This is a genomic window from Flexivirga aerilata, assembly GCF_013002715.1.
Lineage (GTDB): Bacteria > Actinomycetota > Actinomycetes > Actinomycetales > Dermatophilaceae > Flexivirga > Flexivirga aerilata.
Genome location: NZ_JABENB010000003.1, coordinates 25,830 through 43,871, shown reverse-complemented (window position 1 = coordinate 43,871; position 18,042 = coordinate 25,830). Strand labels below are relative to the sequence as shown.

The following is an 18,042-nucleotide window of genomic DNA, read 5'->3' as shown; positions in this document are numbered from 1 at the left end:
CCCGGCCAACCGCTGGCCGTCGCATGCCAGGGTCTACCCCGGCGGACCCGACGCCCTCGAATTGCGGCGCTCTTCAACAAGCTACAGCTGGCGTGTCTGGCTAACAGCACAAACCGGACGCCCGTTCGTGCACCCCAGCACCACCGGCACAGCGGAAACAGCCTGCGATTGGCCCGACCAGCATCCGCTCGTCGGAGTAAGCCGCCCATCCTGCGTACCTACCGCACGACTGCTCACCATGTGCTGGCGCGACGATCCCGCAACAGGACCAATCGCGAAATACGTTGAGCAATCGGCGACTCACGTCGCACCTGCCGGTCATGGATACCTCGTACAGCACCGCACGGGCGGATGTCGTCGGTGCCTGTCACCGACTTGCGGTCGGTGGCCGCCCAGGTGCTGGGATGCGCACTGGGTCCCTTTCTTCCGATCTGCACTGCGGGCGTCCTGGTGCCGGGGCGGACTCCCGCCGGGACACGTCTGCCAGAGCTCCCGCCACTGCCATGGTGGCCTCGCTGACGTCGATGAGCTGCTCGGCATCGGCGACCAGAGCCTGCCGGATGAGGTCGGGGAGTTTGACGGCCCGATTGGCGTAGACATCGCCGGGCGAGATGAGTGCGATCTCGTCGTCTATGCCCGCTTCACGGCTCCATGCCGCGATGGTCCGGGCGGATCCGGTCAGGTCCGGTTCCCGTTCGGCAATATCTCGGTGCACGCAGGCGAGTTCAGCGCCGGCGATCATCGCCTGCTGGACGGTGGCGGCTGCCTCGGCCAGATCGATGCGGCCGGCCATCACGTCCGGCGTGGCCCATCGTGTGTGATCGAAGGCGATCTCGTGCACTGCTGCGCGGACTTCATTGGCCGCGTGCACGAGTGCCGGATCGGCGCGTTCTCCCCTGCTGCTGAGCGTGCCCCAGCGGTTGGCTGCCTTGGCCCACGACTGCTGGTTGGCAGCGAGCGCTGGTGCGAGCCGGTGTTGGTAGTCCTCGCCGTTGACGCGACCTGCGGTGGCTGCGGCGTCGAGAATCGCTGTGCTGGCCGTCGCGATCATGGCCTGGGTGCCGGCGGCCAGGTGCAGGTTCGGTGCGCTCGGAGTCACGGCCAGGGTTCGGTGCGCCTGGATGTCCCAACTGACCAGGGCCTGGTGCAGCCGTCCGGTGCCGGTCGGTGGCGTGTAGTGCTCTCCGGCCATGACGTGGCTGAATCTGTTGCCCACGAAGCCGCCGGCGAGTTGTTCGAAGGCTGCTAGCCGGGTGGCGGCGTCCTGCCCTCGAGGGATGTCACGGGTTTCCCGGTCGGATGCGTGCCGACTCACGGTTGCCCGGACCTCATTGACGTGCTGGTGCACTGCGACCCCGACGGCGTGCGCGCCGACGTACAGGGTGTGCATCACCCGCATCCGGGCCGCGTCGAGGTCGTCGTACGCGGCAGGGGACCGCGGCGTGACGCGACGCCCTGGGCCGGCGGCCAGCTCGGCGGCCCGCTGAAGGTTTTCGGCCATGCCCAGCAGTCGCTCATCGGGTGGTCCGTCGCCTGGCCAGTCTCGGGCCAGCTGTGCCCTGTGCTGGGCTTGGCTCATCGTCTCCAGGCGTTGCATCGTGGCCCCGTCCAGCGGGCTGACGTACGGCGTGGACGGCAGGGAGGACCACAGGTCACCTGCTGCCTGCACGACTTCGCCCCACGTCCGCAGCATCGCGGCGGCATCGGCGCCGTCGACATCGAGCAGCAACTTCCGGGCCTGGTAGTCGGCATCCAGCAGCAGCTCGCCGATCGATCGTTGATCCACCGTGGTCGACGTGCTCACGAGCCGGCCTCGCGCAATAGATCCGTGAGGCTAACGACGACCTGGGAGAAACCGGCCGTCTCGTCGTTGACGGGCACGGCCCGGGCAAGCCGTTCGGCAATCCGCAGCAGCTCCAGCGGGTCGGCCTGGGTCGGCTGCGGCCAGTACGGGTCCAGATCCGCCGGCACCAGCAACGCGGCCTCCGCCGCCGCGACGTGCATGCCCAGGCCGAGGACGTGCAGCTCTGAGCGCGAGCCTTCGGTGGCCGCCTGGCAGGCGGTCCGGTCGGCCGCATGATGCAGCAGCCTCGCGATAGCAGCGATCGTCTCCTGGGTGTCGTGCGGCAACAGGGGCGGGGTCGTCACGGGATGCGTCTCCTTCGGTTCGTTCGGTCTCCAGTAATCCAGCCAGGTAGTCGCCTTCTCCCGCTCCACGCGGTGGTCGCCTGTGGATAACTTCCGCGCCGTGTCCGGGGTGCACGCGAGACTTGGTTCTGCAAGCCCTAAGGAGCGCAGCTTGCTCTGGCGGCAACCAGCCACCAGATCAAGGCACCTGCACTAGTGCTTGAAGAAAGGAAGTGGTGACGATGAGGAGTCGACGGAAGGTGTGCCGGGCCGTATCCGACGGTGCCGGCATGGTGGTGAGCACCCTCGTCACGTGCGTCGTGGGCGCACTCGCACACCCTGTGGCGGGTGCCGCGTTGTTCGTCGTGGGCCTGGCGACGTTCGGTGCTCTGCTCTCCGGGTGTGGCGAGAGCCTGTCCGTCCAGTGGCTGGCACGGGCGCGCAAACCGCGTGACTACGAGCTGGCCGCGTTGCGTCCGGTGGTCGCCGTGCTCAAGGAACTCAACCTGGTGTCGACTCCGGTGCAACTGCTGGTGCGTGACCGGCCGGCCGGCGTCCGCGTCGGTGCCGCAGGACGGCGGACCGTGGTCATCTCGCAGGGTCTGGTCGAGGCGATCGCCAGTGGCCGGATCCGACCCGATGAAGCCGCGGCACTTCTCGCGCATGCGATCGGCCGGATCCGGCTGGCCCAGTGCCGTTACGACGTGGCACTGGAGTTCTGGATGCTGCCCTGGCGGCTGCTTCAGGTTGTCAGCCGCGGCCTCGACCGGGTGTTCGGCAGGTTCCCGCTGGCTGCCTTCGCCTGGCGTGTGCGATTCGTCACCGGTGCCGTCGCCCTGGTGCAAGGGTTCACCGATGGCCAGGCCGTGTTCGGGCTGATCGGCGCCGCCGTGGTGGCGTTGTCGTACACCGTGCCGTGGGCAGAGCAGCAGGTGGCACTGGCGGGCGAGGACGAGGCCGACCAGTTCGTGGCCGCTGCGGGCCTCGGAGACGCGCTGTGCCGGTTCCTGGAGCGAGGGCGGCGATCGCCGCGGGTTCTGCACCGGGTGCACCGGCTGCGGTCGGTGCCGGCGACGGTGGTGCCCGACCGGGCGGTGCTTGCGTCATGACGATGGAGGACGAACTACTGATCGTGGCCGAATGCGATGTGCGCTCGGCGATCGAGGCGGTCACGGTGTTGTCGAACCTGGTGGCGCCAATCGGCGAGCATGAGGCTGTGGTTGCTGCGCACTGGTTGCGCTTCGGCCACTCGCAGCCTCCTTACACGGTCGCCCAGTTTCAGGGAACGGGCTGATGGGGATTTCGCGAGGCGCGTGGTCGCGTCCTGCCTCACGAACGAGATTGACTTCCGCCTCCGCGCCGCGGACCGTAGCTCGACGACGGGTCGTCGTACGCCCAGGCGGCGGCCCGCTCGTGCTCGGCGCCACTGCGCCCGCTGGCCCTGGCCTCTCCCTCGGCAACCCGGTGGCGACCCTGGGCATCCTCGGCGGCGCCAATGACGGCCGAGCGACGTTCGGACTGTATCTCTGGGCCATGGTCTCGCGCCTCTCCCTCGGCAGCTTCGTTGCTCATCGCGTTCCTCTCGTTGGGTGTGACCTCCCGAAGGCGCACCGACGGGGCCTGGCGGTCACATCCTGACCGGTGACCAGTCGGCCGACGCTGCGTGATGCGGCGGTCAACCCAGGTCAGACAGCGTCCGCCGCCGAGTTATCGCTGGACCGATCACGGGGGCGAGGGACTGCTGGTCTCGTGCCCGCAGTACGCCACACTGGGAGTGCATGAGCTCGGCAACGTTTCCAGCACATCGCGGTGCTCCTCCGCAGGCGGGCCTGTGCCCGTGCACCGATGATCAGCTGATCCATCGTCAGTTCGCCCTGGTAACCCTCGGGGTGTCGGCCGGTGGACAGCATGGTCGGGACATGCTGGAAGGCGTTGGTGATGTCACTACTGCTGCCTTCGTCGTGGACGTCGTCGATGACGGAGCCGGCAAGGCTCCAGACCAGGTGTTTCCAGGCGCGGTCCTGCGCGGTGAGGTTGGTATCGAAGCCACCGAAGACACCGGCGGCCGCGAGGCCGTCGCGCATGAGTCGAACCGACCGCGAGGTGCCCCCTCGCGTGACGAGGGTGATAACGTGCGCCGCTTCGTGCCGGCAGATCCGCTGCCACACCTGTGGGGAGTAGTTGGCGCGGTCCGATGACTCATGGAAGGCGCCGGCGACTCGGGCTGGCGCGGGCATCGATACCGATCGGGCCACTCGCTCGTAATCGAGCGTGTTCGTTACCCGAAAGGCCCGGCGAACGGTAGCCCTCGTCATGAGCGCGGCGAGCACGAGGATTGCGAGAGCCCAATGTGCTTCCAGGTTCATGTTCTGCCACCAGGCGATGATCCTGGGGCGATCCGCGGGAGCGTGACGATCCAGAGGGCCATCACACAGACCGTGAGTGCCAGTCGCAGCATGGCGCGTTCCACGGCTGTTCCCTTCAGCGGGTGGGCGGTCGGTATCGCCCGACACAGTCCCGAAGGACGACGCGGGCTTTCTGTCGGCCATTTCCTACATACAGACATTTGTTCGATAATGCGCCAGTGGGGCAGCCCCGGAACGAGCGAACCTGGTCAGCGCCTTCTCGCACCCGCCATGCGTGGTTGCGGGAGGGCAGTCACCCGCACGACATGCCCCGGCAGGTGTACGTGCTTTCCTGGCGACGCCACTCCTACCGCTGGTTCGCGCGCTGATTATCGAGGCGATCGACATCGAGCAATCACCCGATCCAGTAGTCGTTCAGCGCTGGGTTCCGGGCTCGATGCTGCGACCAGTCCGCACCGATCTGAACGGGCTCTACGGGCAGCGGTGATCTAGAACGATGGTGCGTCTCCGGGCTGCAGCGCGGTGATGGGGTCGGCAGTCACGACGTGCTGCCGTTCTGCGGCGGCGCCCTTCCCGTGAGACACCGCGCGAGCCTCGGCGACCTCGAGACTGTTCCTGGGTTCGGCCCCCGGCCGCTGCCAGGAGGTGCTTCCCGTCGATGGGTTCGACGCCGACGCCGGCACGTAGCTCGTTGACCGCGGTTCGGACTTCGCCCAGTGCGCGATCGCGACTTCGAGCTGGTTGAACCGGTGTTGGCCGGAGGGGATCATGTCGTCCTCATAGTCGTAGACGTCCTCCCCCCCCCGTGGCCGATACCCGAGCTGATCGCGCACTCCTTCGACGACGCGCGGATCTTGGACTGCTTGAGCCATGTCGCCGCCGTGCGCGGCCAGAGCTTGCACAATGCGTTCGGCGCTAACCAGTCGGGCTTGGTTGGCTTCCCGGTTCTTGGCCGTCGACGCCCAGCAGCAGCGGTTCCCAGGGCGGCATGTGCAGCACGTCGGGGTAGTGCATTGCCGGTTGACCGATCTCGGTCACCGAGCCCACCTCCAGGGGCTTGTCACACTGAGATTCTTTGCACCCCTAAGGCAGGCCGGGTGCCCCCAGCGGCCAACTGCGCGTGGACGTTCAGCTGTTGGGGCCGTCTTCGGTCGGGAAGATGAGGTCGACCACGTAGCCGGTGACCGTGGTCTGATCGGTCGCCGGTTCGGGGTGAGACCTGTTCTCGTCGCCGTCGTCGAGGAGCGTGCACAAGTGTGCTTCGGCGGTGCACTGTTTCTGGTTCTGCATGGTTGCTCCTTGCTCAGCGTCTCAGGTTGTTCCTGACAGGATGGTGGTCGCTGCCGGCGACCGGGCTGTCCCGGCGCGGATCGGTCGCGACGGGCGTGACTCGTTCGCTGGCAGGCGATTCGAGATCGTCGACGTGGCGTTTGAAATAGCTCCCACCCAGATAGTCGACCTGGGCGGTCTCCAGCGGCTTACCTGCCGTTCCGTCCGGAAGGCTCGCCTGCCATTCTGCGGCCCGCTCCCGGCTCGTGTAGACCCTGCCCCCGTGCTCTTGGTGCCGGCCCGGGTCGACGGTTACGCCCCAATGGCTGCCGAGGACGGTCACCCACGGACTATCGACCTCGTGCCCATCGGTGGAGATCAGCGCCCAGTAGGTCTCGCCGGGTGTCGCCCGCCGACTCATCGTGGCGGCCCTTTCCGATCAGGACCCTCCCGAGAGGGCGGTTCGCGCCGCGAGTCGTGTCGCTCGGCCGGTCCTCCTGGCCTTTCTTGACCGTCTAGAGGTTCGATTACTGGTGGCGTCCAGCCCGCCGGATCGACGCCGCGATCGATTGCCGTATCGAGCAGGCTGGCCAGGCTGTTCGTCGGGTCGGTGACGCGCTCCAGGGCGAGCCGTGCGCCCATCCCGTCCCCGTGCAGCCACGCGCCGAATGCCGCCAGGTTGGCCACCGGGGTGCGGGCATCTTCCGGGGATCGGGTCAGCAGGTCTTTCCAGAGTGCCGCGTGGGCGCCGGACTCCTGGTGGGTCATCAGCCCCAGCGCGTGATCGCGCCGAGGCACATTCTGTACGTCGCCGATTAAGCGCGCCGCGTCGTCCGCGCTCAACGGCGCCGGTCGCGCCACGAACCCCTCGATCGTGTGCGTCATCCACCGCTGCTCGAAGGCTGCGGCTGGAGCCCAGACACCAACAAGGTCCATTTGTTCCGCGGAAGCCGTCACCGCCGCAGACAGGTCCTCTTCGACAGGGTCGAACGACGCCCGCAGCTGGCTCAGAGAATCGTAAGGTTGCCGGTGGCCCCTGCCGATGAAGGCCACGGCGACGCGATCGCGGTCTGCTTGGGTGATCGATCCCTGGTTGACCGCTTCGGGCCTGGTGTCGCCGAGCCGCAGCCACGAGTCGCCCTGCGCCGCGATCCGATCGACGACTGACGTTGCAGGTTCGAGCGCGGCGGCGACGGCGTCGCAGACCGAGGTGGCACGCTCCAGTTGGTCCGTGAAGGCGAGGACGAGGACCTGTCCGCCGGCGAACCGATCGAAGGACTTCGCCAACCCCTGCGCCACGTCGCCGTACTTCTCGCTCGTCGCCGGAATGTCAGCACGCGCCACCGGCCGCTGCGGGTCGATGGGGAACACGACGACCGAGCCGTCCGGGCGTGCTCCGATAACGTGGGGCATGACGGCAACGACATCGCCTGGCCCGGCGAGTAGCAGTGGCAGGTCATCCATCAGAGTTCCTCTCTATGACGTTCCTGTAGGCCATAAGGCGCGACCGCGGTCGCTGGCGGTCAGACGTTCGTAGGTTCAGGCACCTGCACTAGTGCAAGTGCACGAACTACACCGTGCTCGTCCGCATCTGCGGCGCCTGCTGATCTACGCCTTCCTCGGGCTCGGCATCGGGTCCTCGTGATGTCCGACCCACGCGAATTCGGCTGTGCCGTCAACGTTTTCCCACCACAGCAGTGTGCTGTCATGCGGAGCGTGATCCGTCACAACAGCCCGGTAAGCGCAGGCGTTGTCGGGTGTGGTCAGTTGGGAACCGCCGCGGTGCTCCGACTGTGGATGGACCCGGAGGGAACGCAGACACTCACCCGTGTCATCAACATCGCAGCCAGCGCCAGAGCGGTCCTTTTGAGTCAGCGTGTGGCCACCGCCTTCGCCATCACCACCAAGTTGTCTAAGTGGGCGTAGCCGCCTTGCTTCGGGACTCGTCCGATGCTGCCGGTGCAGGTGACCAGGGCGAGCTGGTGCGCTCCCCCGGTCGCCCATACCGTCGCCGGTAGCTTGCCCTTCGGGTAGGTGGCCGCCGACTGCACTCGCCACGCCTGGACCGTCCCGGTGTGCGTCGTGGTGTAGACGACGGCGCCGGCCTTGATCTGCGGGAGCTTGTAGAACGCGCCGGGGATGTTGTTGTACGTCACATGTCCCGCGATGACGGTCGTCCCGGCCCGGCCGGTCAACGAGGGCGTCCAGTTCAGCCAGCCGACCCGCGTCTTTCCGACCGGGATGGATGCCAGGCCACCGGATTGCCCTTCTGAGCGCAAGGTGACCGAGACACCCAACGACGGGATCCAGACGCTGTCTGGGCTCATCGTCGGTGTCTTCCTCGCCGGCGGCGACGGTGCCCTGTGAGACGTGCTCGGCGGCTGCCCGCCCGGTGTCGACCGCGCGGGCTTCGTCCGGGAGCTGGTGTCCTTCGCCGGCGTCGTCGCTCGAGGCGATCGCGTCGATGCCGCACGGTGCGCGGCCTGCGACGACGACCCGGCCGCGTGCTGGTTCCGTCTCGTCGTCGCACGACTACTACGAGGACCCGCGGCCGCCGGTGTGTCCGAATGTGACACCGGCGGCGCCGCGCTGAGGTCCTTGGTCTGGAAGGTGTGTGCCGGGGTTCCGGCCGCCGCGGCGGGCGGTGATCTCAACCAACTGGTAGCGATCATGCCGACGCCACCCACCACCGCGGCTAACACCCCGGCCAGGATCAACGCCACGGGGCCGCTCACTCGCCGCGCGTAGCCCTGGACGACCTCCTTGACCGTGTCGAGACGTGCCACGTCAGTGCCGGTTGTTGCGGCCGCGCATCGCGCGCCGTGCCAGCACACCGGCTGTGGTGCCTCCGACGCCGAGGAAGCCGGCGCCGACGAGCAGCCCGGCCATGTCCGGGCCACCGAACGAGACCAGGCCATCGGTCGGGATCACCGGCTGGGAGCTCGGCGGTGTTGGCTTCGTCGAGGGCGGTGTTGGCTTCGTCGAGGGCGGTGTCGGCTTCGTCGAGGGCGGTGTCGGCGTGGGTGTCGGTTTGGGTGCCGCGACGGTCAGCGAGCCCCACTCGTTGACCTCACCGAACTGGGTGGCCACCAGTCGTTTCTGTGTTCCCGCCTGCCACACGTTCTCGTTGATCGATCCGCACCATTCGCCGGCCGTGACATCGCTGGGCAGCTTGCTGGTCAGGTGCAGCGGGATCTGCACGTCCGTGTTGGCCACCACCCCAGTGACTTTCGCGGTCGAGATCGTGGAGACCTTGCTTGAGTGGAAGGCCTTCTCCCACTGCTCGACGCCGACGTTCTCGCATGAGGCCACCCCGTCTGGGCGGCGCATGACGGCTGCGGCTGCGGTGATGTCGACCTTCTGCGATTCCAGACCTGATGTGATCACCGTGTCGGTGATGGTCTTGCCGGGGACCCACTGCTGCGTGGACACCCGGGTGATCGCCTTCGGGGCCGCGACCTTGATCGTCACCGGTGTGCCAGTGCCCGCTCCTGTTCCCGCGGGCGCCGCGCCGATGACCCGCTGCTCCCCCACGTGCGGGGCCGCGTATTCGTAGTAGGTGGACGCGGGGATGCCCGTGAAGGACCCGGTCAGGGTGACCTTGTCGCCGTTCTTGGCTGTCGGCGTCGCCGTCCAGGGCAGCTTTGTCGCGGCGGTGGAGGTTGTGCCGTTCGTGGTTGTGCTGCTGCTCTTGCCTGTCTTCAGGGTGCGGATTCCGCTGGTGAAGGTGGCGCCCGTTGCGGTGGCGCGGAAGGCCACCCCGGGCACGAACTTCCCTGTGGCTGAGGTGATTCCGACCGTCGCTGTCCCTGTCCGGACCGTGCCGGCGGTGGAGGGTGTGCCCGCCGCGTTGGTCACCACCGGCTTGTATCCGCCGGCGTAGTCGGCTGCTTCGGTGTTCAGCTGGGCGACGCGAGCCTTGATCGCCGTCTGGTCTGTCGTGCTGAGGGTGCCGAACGCCTTCTGCTCGAAGGACCAGCCCGGGTCCAGCAGCTGGCGCGAGATGTAGGACAGTGCCCCGATCGTGGGCTTGTCGGAGCTGTTCGCGTACCGGCTGAGCAGGTAGGACAGCTTCACTTGCTGGGTGCGGGTGACGGGTTTGGAGGGTGCCTGCGACGGTGCCAGGTTCTCACCGTCGATGCAGTACACCAGCAGCCCGGCATAGTTCATGCGGCCGAACCAGATCGAGTGTGATCCGCCTTTCGGCGACGTCACCGGTTTCGTCTGGTAGCCCGCGTAGGTCGGGGCGACGCGAGGGCTGGCCGCCAGCTTCGCCTGGCCGGCCGCCCTGTTGGGCGACACTCCCTGGTTGGTGACCGACGATCCACCGGTGTCGGCGTGTGCCGGTGTGAATGCCGTGCCGGCAACGGTGAGCGTGAACATCCCCGCAGCTGCCAGCACTCGTACGCTGGTGTTCGATTTCAAGGCTTCCTCCTGGTCGACGAGCAGTGCACTTTCGTGCTGCTATCTCCCAGAAGGCGGCTGGCCGGTCCCTGGCGGTCACCGGCCACGTCGTGATTACCGATCGGGTTGTAAGAATTTCGCCGGCTCTTTCCGTGAGCTGCCGCCGGGAAGCGACGGCGGTCACCCTCGACTGCGGCTTCTGCTGGGGCCCATCTCCTCGGATTCGCCGCCGGCCTCGGCTTGTTCTCGGCCCGGCTCGGTGGCTGGCGCGGCCAGCGCCTTCGTGTAGGGCTTGTGCTGGCAGCAGCACGATCGTTGCGCGTCGGCGGGGCGGCGGGCGTCCTCGCAATCGGCCGGCTGGTGTGGCTCGCGGCACCCGGTGCAGATCATGGTTCGTCCTTCCTATCGGCCCGGTTCCGCGCGACGACGTCTCGCAGCGCTTCATCCCAGGCCGCTCTCTGGTGCACGCACAGGCTGGCCCGCCACTGGGTGTACCGGTCCGCGTCACGGCCGGTCGCCGGCTGCCCGTTGTCGTCGAGCACGATCCACGGCCTGCGTGGGCGCAGTTCCAGCATGACCACGCCCGCCACCACAACGGCGACAGCTGGGGCCATCCACCACAGGCCGACCGCGGTGAGTGCTCGCATCAAGATCCCCGCTGACGCCAGTTGGAGGACGACCAAGATGATCCTGGTTGCTCTGCGGTTCATAGGTTTTCGCCCTCTTCGGCTCAGGCTGCGACGTGGGCCGCGTCGTACGCGTCGCGCACCGTGTTCGGGATCTTGCCGTAGTCCGGGCACTCGATGCCCTGGCCCTTGGCCCACTTGCGTACCTCTGGTGCTGGCGCGCCCAGCGGCGGCGCCGTCTTGGTGCTTCGGGTCTTCGACCGCAGCTTCTTCAGCTCCGCTTCCAGTTCCTCGATCCGCTTGAGCCTCTTGGCGTTCGCGGTTTTCTCGGCCGCTTGGGCGGCTTGCTCACGCTCTTCTGTCTCGAGGCGCTGGCTAAGGTCACCGAGCAGGCCAGCGACTTTCACCCCGAGTGCTCGGGTGCGCGCTTTCGGTGAGTTGGCGGCCGCGACGATGAGCTCGTTCGCGGAGGGTTTGACCTCGCGTGCGGTCGAGGTGACCAGTTGCGGGTCGGATGGACGCGGGTCGGACGGACGCACAGGGTCGTGACGTCGCGCCGGCACGACGGCTCTGATGGTCGGACCTGGTGTCGCGGTCGCTGCCGCGGGTTCGTTGATCCGCTTCTCGAGCGCGTCGCGGGACCACTGCATCTTGTCCAGCTCGGGGTAGCCGTGGGTGACCTTGATGTCCTGGACTGGGTGATCGCGAGGCCCGTCGCCTCGGCGATGAAGGTGTCCGTGCGGCCGTTGATGAGGTGCTTGACGACGGTCAGAGTGGTCTCGGTGGTGACTTGCTTGGTGGACATGACATGTATCTCCTCTTCAGGACTGTTTGAGTGTGCGTGCGAGTTTGCGGCGGCGCCGTTCTGGGACGCCGCCCCAGATGCCGAAGCGTTCGTCATTGGCCAGGGCTTGATCGAGGCATTCGGCCGCGACAGGGCAGCTGTGGCAGATGCGTTTGGCGTCCTTGGTGGATCCGCCTTTCTCCGGGAAGAAGATCTCCGGGTCGGTCTGCCGGCAGAGCGCGTCGGCCTGCCAATCCAGGGACTGCTGCGGCTCCGCGGCTTCCGGGACGACGGCTTCGATCGCCTGTGAGGCTGCCGGTTTCCGGGAACGGTCAATGCCGTGCCGGACGGCGTAGTAATGAACCATCGAGGTGCTCACGCCGACAGCGTCGGCGATCTCCTGGCTGGGCAGCCCGTCGCGGATCAGGCCGAGCATCAGCTCGCGCTGCTCCGTGCTCAACCGCTTGCCGCTCATGCCGCCGGCTCTTTCCAACCGGACGGGATGCCAGCCGCCTTGCGGATCCGTTGCACGGTGCGGCCACTGACCCTGATGCGGGCTCCGATCTCGTTGTTGCACAGCCCTGCCGCGGCCAGCCTCCCTACCGCTTCGGCGCGCTCGGTTGCGGTGAGTTCGACACGGTCGCCGGCCACTGCACGCATGACGGCGACTTCGTCGACCAGGTCGTGTGCGTCGTCATCGATCGATGGCTGCGCACGAGAATCGTCGATCGATTCGTCGTTCCACGCCAGTGGTGCCGCGAAGCCGGATCGTCGTGCGGCGGCGAGGGTTTGATGCGATGTGCCGGGCTTGTCCCAGAGTTGGTTGTACGCGCGCACAACTCGCTCGTGATTGGTGCGGGAGATCCACTCGCCGGGGTGGGACCTGATCTTCCGCACCGCAGCCGCGGTGGCCCCGTCCGCCATTGCCATGGCGATCGCCGTCGAGGAGTGCCCGACAGCCTGGAGCGCCTCAACCCGGCGGCGCGCCCCGACCGCTGGCACGAAGTCGTCGGCGCCGCTGCGAGCCAGAACCGCGGCCGGGGTGACTGCCTGGATGCGGACGGCGTATGGCCGCCGTACGTGCGCCTGCCCGCCGGCGATTTTGCTCACCTGGCTGATGGAGACACCCGCCTTGTCGGCGATCGCTCGCATGGACGCGCCGGCCGCGCGCAGCTGCTCGATGTGCGCCCGGATCGGCACGGCGTCGACGTACCTGGAGACCCCGCGGTGTTGGTCGAGGCGGAAGTGTTTGGCCCAGCGCGGGTCCTTGGTGGGCATCACGAGCTCCTGGTCGACGCGCATCGTTCGCAGACGGCGACCGGCGTCATACCGTCGCAGCTGCACACCGTGGTGGCGTCCCGATCGCCGCACTGGGCGCACAGGATCCGTAGGCAGGTGGCCGCGGCCGGCTCACCGTGGTGGTGCTCCCGGTTGTGTGTCCGGGCGAGCCACTCTGCCTCACCGAGACTGGCGCTCTCGATGATCAAGACCCCGCATGCCAAACAGCCGGCCGACCAGAGTTCGGCCGAACACGTGGGTTTGAGCACGCCGCTGACGAGCGAGTGCATCTCGCCCAGCATCATCGCAACGGCGCCATCGCTAGTGGCAACCTCGAATCGGTGACCGATTAGCAGGATGTCGACGACCCAGGAGCCCGATCGCGGGTCCTGGTGGCCACGGGCAACGGAGAAGGCGCTCTCACCGGTACCCAGCCGCAGCTCGAGGTATGTCTCGCTGTGCCGGATCAGGTTGACCGGGACCGCGGGCCCGATCGGCGGGGTCAGGATCCACGAGGTGACTTTCGGTCGGTCCGTCACCTGGGGAACCGTGTGGGCGTTCGTGAGCGTGGTCATGTTGAATACTCCTCTGTTTCTTGGGCTTTCACTGCTGTCGTCACATGCGACCGAGAAGTTGACGACGTGGCCCGTAGACGCGGACGGTGTCGCCGTCACTCGGGCTGTAGTCGATCTGGCGGCCTTCACGGCGGACTGCCGCGGCCGCGGCGTCAAGTTGCCGATGAACCGCGAACAATGCCTGGTGTCGCCGGTCGCGGCGCTGGTCGTCGGCTGAGGTGACGCACTCCCCCGGCTGGCGACTCTCACGCTCAGCTCGCCAGGTCGCATACGCCTGGCGGTAGGCGGCGTTCGCGCGGAGGAAGTCGGCCGCCGCGCTCTCCAACGCCGTGGCGGCCGGCGAGGTCGAGGGCGTGGCCACTCGATGGGCGAAACCCACTCGGATCCGTGGCGCTGTCTCTGTTTTTCGAGTCTGGATGATGCTCACGTCATATCCCTAGTCGAGTAGAAAGAGTAGATGTTTCGAGTGTGCTCCTTCGGTGCTGCGGTTCGCTGGGTTGCGCGCCGCCCCTGTGGACAAGCCGCCCGCTGCTCGGGGCGTCTTACTTCCCGAAGGCGTTCGCGGGCCTCGTGGCGGTCATCTGCGGCGACGACAGATGTTGTCGCTCTGTCCCTCTAGCGTGAGAGCACGACACTGACTCGGAGGGGAGGCATGCTGGTGGCCAGGGAGGTCAAGAGCGGGCTGGTGCTGCTGATGGCGGTGTTGGCGTATGTCGTCGGATATGGCTGGGGGGTGATGCTGTCCGTGCAGATCCTCCTCCACGGATATGGCTCGCCCGAAGGTCGGGTTCAGGCTCGGGCTCGTCCAGCGACGGGGTCCTCATCGCCGGCAAGGCTGCACTCCTCGTCGCGCTCTTGCTGGCCGGTGGCGCTGCCTGGTCACTGGGGCGGCCCGTACTGCTCGAGTGGTTGATTGGCCGCCGACACCGGTTGCCGGGCTGTGGCCTGCTCGTGGCCGGCGTCCTTCTGCTCCTGGACCTCGCAGGGTTTTGGTTGTTGGTCTGGATCAATCCATCGCAACCGGCGCAGGATCCGGCGACGCATGCTCTCTGGTACGACATCGCGCGTGGCATCTGGCTCGGCGCGATCGGCGAGGAGTTCGTCGTCCTGGCGCTGCCGATCGTGGTCCTTCGGCAGCTCGCTCCGCAGCTGCTTCAGCGAGCCCGGCCGGCGGCAGTGTTCGGACCGCGCTGGTGATCCTCGGCCTGGTCATGATGGCCCGCGGCCGCCGGCGACCAGCGACCTCCGCAAGGCCCGCCGGCGCTGAGCTCACACCGATGAGCTGAGCACTACCCCGTCACTGAGGCCTCCACGACAGTCCCGCAGTCACGACATTCTCGGCCGAGTTCGCCAGCCTGGGTGTGCAAGTGCCAGCAGTCGTTCTCACGCCACCGAGCGATGATGCTCACCTCGGCGATGCGATTGCGGCCGTGCGCATCGGTGAATGTCACCAACAGGCCGCTCTCGCCGTGGATCGCACCGGCCGGGTCGAAGGCGGGGTGCATGTCGGCGCTGGCACCGATTCCGTCGACGTGAGCATCGGAGCCATCGATGATGTGCATCAGATCAGGGCCGACGTCGCCCAGAGTGAGATCAGAGACGCTCATCGGTGTCGATGTCGGGCCGTGCGCTTCCGCAGTGTTGTTCATGGTCGAAATTCTTCCAACGAATGGCTTTCGATTGAAACTACCCTTTCTACTCGACCGCCGATCGTTGTCCACAGACGGACCGCTCCGCCCAGGTCGGGTGCGTCTTGATCAGCCTCGCCATGAGTCGAGCCTTCGCCGGCGGACTCGCCAGCCAAGCCGGCGCTCTGTTGGCGGCCGCGAACGCGTCGGCCGCACGCTCCTGGGGTAGCACCACCCGGCGGGCCAGCACGGCCAGGGTGAGTACGAACGCGATCGGCAACATCACGATCGACCACCGCCAGAATGCCGCGCCGATGATCGCCGCCAGCTCGACCGCGCCACCGACAGCCAGGTAAGGCGCGGCGGCACGGAGCTGCTGACGGCGGCCCCGGGCGTGCCCCAGCACGACGTGCCCAACCTCATGCGCGACGTGGAAGCGCATGGTGGCGACGTCGACGAGGATTTCGGGAGCGAGCGTCAGCTCAGCACCGGCGTCCGTCATCCGCGCCGCTCCACCGGCGCCAGCGGCCCATGTGATCCCGGCCAGCTCAACTCCGTGCGAGGCCGCCAGCCGGGTGGCCCACCGTTCGGCGTCGGCCGGCGCCGGCATAGTTCAGGCCCGACTGCGCGGCCGGTTCGGCAACCGGTCCGGCGCCGGCGGCAAACCACGCCGCCCGCGCCTGGAGCGCGTTTCGCCGATCGCCGCCACGACCGCCTCGCGGGCGAACTGAGAGCGGCTGATCATCCGGCCGGCCTTGACTCGGTCGTCGACGATCGCCCGCTCGACCTGGTCCAGCAGCTCCTCGGGCACGACGTGCGTCTTGGTGAACCCATCGAGGGGCGCCCCCGCGTCTTTGAGTTCCTTCTGGCTACCGCTCGGGTTCCGGTCCGGCGGTGGCACCTCGAGTGCCGCCCGCGACCGGGCGCTGCGTCGCACATGCCGCTTGAGGGCGTACTGAAACCACCCGATCCATGAGTCCGGGCTCTTCGGCAGGTCGTCTAGGTCGGCCATGTATGCCGATCGCGACAGATCCCAGGTCGCCCGGTCCCAGTACACCGCGAACGCCGCCGATCCGGCGGGCAGGCTTGGTGTGCGCTTAGGCGCCATCCAGCTACCTCCCTCGTCTGCTCTGTCTACTTCGCCCCAAAGGGTAACTGCGGCCGAACAGGCCGGCGTCGTCGTCGACCGCCTGCGCCAGGCCCTGAGGCCTAACACCCTCCCGGTATTCGACCGGAGGGTTCACGCCCTGCCAGCGCCGGCCAGGTCGAGAGTAGGCCCGCGCCGAGTCGCTCGTCGCCGCTGGCAGCGGCGATTCCCACAGGGTCAGTGACCACGCCGCGTTGTCCACAGCCGCCCGAGAGCCAGCCCGGGCCGTATGCGCGCGCGGGCAGGATAGCACTAGCACTTTTTCTATTCCACTCAGGAGGAATCATGAGCACAGCCCCCACTGAAGAAGTCGCCACCGAGACCGTGGTCGCTATTGACCCGCGCCAGGTCCAGATCGGCGCGAACGTGCGCCTGGACGCAAACGTCGACAAGGAATTCGTCGCGAACGTGCGCGAGGAAGGCGTCATTGTTCCGGTCGTCGGCTACTTCGATGGCGATGCCCATTACGTCGTCGTGGACGGTCAACGCCGCACCTTGGCCGCGATTGAGGCCAAGCAGGCGACCATCCCGGCATTCGCCACCCGCCGCCGTGAGGACGCCGACAGGATCGTTGCTCAGATGTCGGCCAACCATCACCGTGTGGCCATCACGGCGGCCGAGCGGGCGAAGGGCTTCGAGCAGCTGGCCGGGTTCGGTATGTCCGCCGCGCAGATCGCCAAGAAGACCGGTTACAAGCGGCCCGAGGTCGATGCCGGTCTGAAAGTGGCCGGGTCGGATCTAGCGAGCAAGGCGACCGAACGCTGGGGATTCCTCACCTTGGAGCAGGCTGCCGCCCTCGCCGAGTTCGACCAGGATGCCGACGCGCTCCAGGCCCTCACCGTTGCCGCCGAGCGGGGCAGCGGGTTCGACCACGAGTTGCAGCGGCAGCGCGACAAGCGTGACGACCGCGAGGCAATCAAGGCGTTCGCGGAGCAACTGACCGCAGACGGCGTCACTGTGATCGAGCGGCCCCCGCACGACCACAAGACGATCCTGCGCCTGAACCAGCTGGACGACGCCGAGGGCAACCGGATCACCCCCGAGACGCACGCCGACTGCCCCGGACACGCCGCCTACGTGACCCGCGAATGGCGCTGGATCGAGACCGACGCCAAGGACGACGAAGACGCCGCCGACGAGCAGGAGCAGGTGACGGTCGCGACCTACGTCTGCACCGACGCCAAGGCGCACGGCCACGTCGATCGCTGGGCGGGCGGCTACGGAGGCAGCACCAAGAAGAAGGCCGCCGACATGAGTGAGGCCGAGCGAGAAGCCGCCCGCGCCGAGCGTCGTGACGTGATCGAGTCCAACAAGGCGTGGAAATCCGCCGAGACGGTTCGCGCCGCCTTCGTGGTCAAGTTCCTGACGCGCAAGAGCGCGCCGAAGGGTAGCGCCGCGTTCGTCGTCGCGACCATTGCCGAAGAGGGCCACTGGCTCAGCGACCACCGCACCCCCACCAAGGCAGACGAGCTGCTGAACGGCGGCAAGGCGCGGATGCGGGCCGACCGCGCCAAGGCCGCCGAGAACGTCACGGAGGGCCGCGCGCTGATGCTCGCGGTCGGCCAGTGCTGCGCCGCCTATGAGGCGCAGATGGGCACGCACACCTGGCGCAATGTGACCCCCGGCCCCGCGCGCTATCTGGCGTTCCTGGCAGCCAACGGTTACGAGCTGGCCGACGTCGAGAAGCGCGCCGCCGGACTCGACAAGCCCGCGCCCAAGCCGCGTGCGAAGAAGGCCCGCAAGGCAACCACTCCCCCACCGGAGACCAAGGCACCCGAGGGCAACACCGCTGCCAGCAGCGACGAGCACCCCGCCGCCTGACTTCTCCCCCACTTGAT

General features: G+C 67.6%; 24 protein-coding genes. 5 read left to right on the top strand and 19 right to left on the bottom strand.

Annotation, left to right across the window (positions count from 1 at the left end):
* Positions 1-367 precede the first annotated feature (367 nt).
* Together HJ588_RS15710 and HJ588_RS15705 are read right to left on the bottom strand one after the other, a co-directional pair.
* Entirely contained in the window at positions 368-1,804 is a 1,437-nt protein-coding gene (locus HJ588_RS15710; protein WP_171157409.1) for a hypothetical protein, read from the bottom strand.
* Positions 1,801-2,148, bottom strand: a complete 348-nt coding sequence (locus HJ588_RS15705; RefSeq protein WP_171157406.1) for a hypothetical protein — start codon at positions 2,146-2,148, stop codon at positions 1,801-1,803. The genes HJ588_RS15710 and HJ588_RS15705 overlap by 4 nt, the downstream gene beginning before the upstream one ends.
* Positions 2,149-2,417: 269 nt before the next feature.
* Here HJ588_RS15705 and HJ588_RS15700 point away from each other — a divergent pair, with 269 nt between their 5' ends.
* A complete protein-coding gene (locus tag HJ588_RS15700) occupies positions 2,418-3,236 on the top strand; it encodes a hypothetical protein (RefSeq protein ID WP_171157404.1) in 819 nt (272 codons plus the stop codon).
* Complete coding sequence (locus tag HJ588_RS15695) at positions 3,233-3,421, top strand: hypothetical protein (protein WP_171157402.1); 189 nt, start codon at positions 3,233-3,235, stop codon at positions 3,419-3,421. The genes HJ588_RS15700 and HJ588_RS15695 overlap by 4 nt, the downstream gene beginning before the upstream one ends.
* A gap of 391 nt (positions 3,422-3,812) precedes the next feature.
* Here the strand turns inward: HJ588_RS15695 and HJ588_RS15690 are convergent, their stop codons facing one another.
* The 7 genes from HJ588_RS15690 to HJ588_RS15665 form a co-directional block, all read right to left on the bottom strand.
* Positions 3,813-4,493, bottom strand: a complete 681-nt coding sequence (locus tag HJ588_RS15690; protein ID WP_171157400.1) for a hypothetical protein — start codon at positions 4,491-4,493, stop codon at positions 3,813-3,815.
* A 488-nt stretch (positions 4,494-4,981) separates the two neighbouring features.
* Positions 4,982-5,365: a hypothetical protein gene (locus HJ588_RS15685; protein WP_171157397.1), complete on the bottom strand. Its 384-nt coding sequence runs from the start codon at positions 5,363-5,365 to the stop codon at positions 4,982-4,984.
* A gap of 43 nt (positions 5,366-5,408) precedes the next feature.
* Positions 5,409-5,531, bottom strand: a complete 123-nt coding sequence (locus HJ588_RS19825; protein WP_281358927.1) for a hypothetical protein — start codon at positions 5,529-5,531, stop codon at positions 5,409-5,411.
* 90 nt (positions 5,532-5,621) lie between these two features.
* Entirely contained in the window at positions 5,622-5,783 is a 162-nt protein-coding gene (locus tag HJ588_RS15680; RefSeq protein WP_171157395.1) for a hypothetical protein, read from the bottom strand.
* A gap of 13 nt (positions 5,784-5,796) precedes the next feature.
* On the bottom strand, positions 5,797-6,105 hold the full coding sequence (locus HJ588_RS15675; RefSeq protein WP_171157393.1) for a hypothetical protein: 309 nt from the start codon (positions 6,103-6,105) through the stop codon (positions 5,797-5,799).
* Between the two features lie 74 nt (positions 6,106-6,179).
* Positions 6,180-7,226: a DUF4192 domain-containing protein gene (locus HJ588_RS15670; protein WP_171157391.1), complete on the bottom strand. Its 1,047-nt coding sequence runs from the start codon at positions 7,224-7,226 to the stop codon at positions 6,180-6,182.
* Between the two features lie 407 nt (positions 7,227-7,633).
* A complete protein-coding gene (locus tag HJ588_RS15665) occupies positions 7,634-8,014 on the bottom strand; it encodes a class F sortase (protein ID WP_246242773.1) in 381 nt (126 codons plus the stop codon).
* On the opposite strand from HJ588_RS15665, the gene HJ588_RS19575 reads away from it, so the two are divergent.
* Entirely contained in the window at positions 7,929-8,129 is a 201-nt protein-coding gene (locus tag HJ588_RS19575) for a hypothetical protein (protein WP_246242943.1), read from the top strand. The two genes, HJ588_RS15665 and HJ588_RS19575, sit on opposite strands and share 86 nt — an antisense overlap.
* A 420-nt stretch (positions 8,130-8,549) precedes the next feature.
* Here HJ588_RS19575 and HJ588_RS15660 read toward each other — a convergent pair whose 3' ends face one another.
* The 7 genes from HJ588_RS15660 to HJ588_RS15630 all read right to left on the bottom strand — a co-directional run bounded on the left by HJ588_RS15660 (position 8,550) and on the right by HJ588_RS15630 (position 13,856).
* Complete coding sequence (locus tag HJ588_RS15660; RefSeq protein ID WP_171157388.1) at positions 8,550-10,187, bottom strand: hypothetical protein; 1,638 nt, start codon at positions 10,185-10,187, stop codon at positions 8,550-8,552.
* A 365-nt stretch (positions 10,188-10,552) separates the two neighbouring features.
* Positions 10,553-10,813 (bottom strand): hypothetical protein, encoded by a 261-nt coding sequence (locus tag HJ588_RS15655; protein ID WP_171157386.1) that lies wholly within the window; start codon positions 10,811-10,813, stop codon positions 10,553-10,555.
* Positions 10,814-10,896: 83 nt separating this feature from the next.
* Positions 10,897-11,442 carry an Lsr2 family DNA-binding protein gene (locus tag HJ588_RS15650; protein WP_171157384.1) on the bottom strand — a complete coding sequence of 182 codons (546 nt, stop codon included), beginning with the start codon at positions 11,440-11,442 and terminating at the stop codon, positions 10,897-10,899.
* Positions 11,443-11,613: 171 nt separating this feature from the next.
* Positions 11,614-11,943 (bottom strand): WhiB family transcriptional regulator, encoded by a 330-nt coding sequence (locus tag HJ588_RS15645; RefSeq protein WP_171158498.1) that lies wholly within the window; start codon positions 11,941-11,943, stop codon positions 11,614-11,616.
* Between the two features lie 104 nt (positions 11,944-12,047).
* Positions 12,048-12,776: a helix-turn-helix domain-containing protein gene (locus tag HJ588_RS15640; protein WP_171157382.1), complete on the bottom strand. Its 729-nt coding sequence runs from the start codon at positions 12,774-12,776 to the stop codon at positions 12,048-12,050.
* Between the two features lie 77 nt (positions 12,777-12,853).
* On the bottom strand, positions 12,854-13,429 hold the full coding sequence (locus HJ588_RS15635) for a hypothetical protein (RefSeq protein ID WP_171157380.1): 576 nt from the start codon (positions 13,427-13,429) through the stop codon (positions 12,854-12,856).
* A gap of 40 nt (positions 13,430-13,469) precedes the next feature.
* Positions 13,470-13,856 carry a hypothetical protein gene (locus HJ588_RS15630; RefSeq protein ID WP_171157378.1) on the bottom strand — a complete coding sequence of 129 codons (387 nt, stop codon included), beginning with the start codon at positions 13,854-13,856 and terminating at the stop codon, positions 13,470-13,472.
* 428 nt (positions 13,857-14,284) lie between these two features.
* Here HJ588_RS15630 and HJ588_RS15625 point away from each other — a divergent pair, with 428 nt between their 5' ends.
* Positions 14,285-14,626 carry a hypothetical protein gene (locus tag HJ588_RS15625; RefSeq protein WP_171157376.1) on the top strand — a complete coding sequence of 114 codons (342 nt, stop codon included), beginning with the start codon at positions 14,285-14,287 and terminating at the stop codon, positions 14,624-14,626.
* A gap of 92 nt (positions 14,627-14,718) precedes the next feature.
* On the opposite strand, the gene HJ588_RS15620 is transcribed toward HJ588_RS15625, so the two are convergent.
* The 3 genes from HJ588_RS15620 to HJ588_RS15610 all read right to left on the bottom strand — a co-directional run bounded on the left by HJ588_RS15620 (position 14,719) and on the right by HJ588_RS15610 (position 16,165).
* Positions 14,719-15,078, bottom strand: coding sequence for a hypothetical protein (locus tag HJ588_RS15620; protein ID WP_171157374.1), 360 nt, complete (start codon positions 15,076-15,078; stop codon positions 14,719-14,721).
* A gap of 46 nt (positions 15,079-15,124) precedes the next feature.
* Positions 15,125-15,559: a M48 family metalloprotease gene (locus tag HJ588_RS15615; protein ID WP_171157372.1), complete on the bottom strand. Its 435-nt coding sequence runs from the start codon at positions 15,557-15,559 to the stop codon at positions 15,125-15,127.
* Between the two features lie 111 nt (positions 15,560-15,670).
* Positions 15,671-16,165, bottom strand: a complete 495-nt coding sequence (locus tag HJ588_RS15610; RefSeq protein ID WP_171157370.1) for a ribbon-helix-helix domain-containing protein — start codon at positions 16,163-16,165, stop codon at positions 15,671-15,673.
* A 219-nt stretch (positions 16,166-16,384) separates the two neighbouring features.
* Between HJ588_RS15610 and HJ588_RS15605 the strand changes: the two genes are divergently transcribed.
* On the top strand, positions 16,385-18,025 hold the full coding sequence (locus tag HJ588_RS15605; protein ID WP_171157368.1) for a ParB N-terminal domain-containing protein: 1,641 nt from the start codon (positions 16,385-16,387) through the stop codon (positions 18,023-18,025).
* Positions 18,026-18,042: the final 17 nt, after the last annotated feature.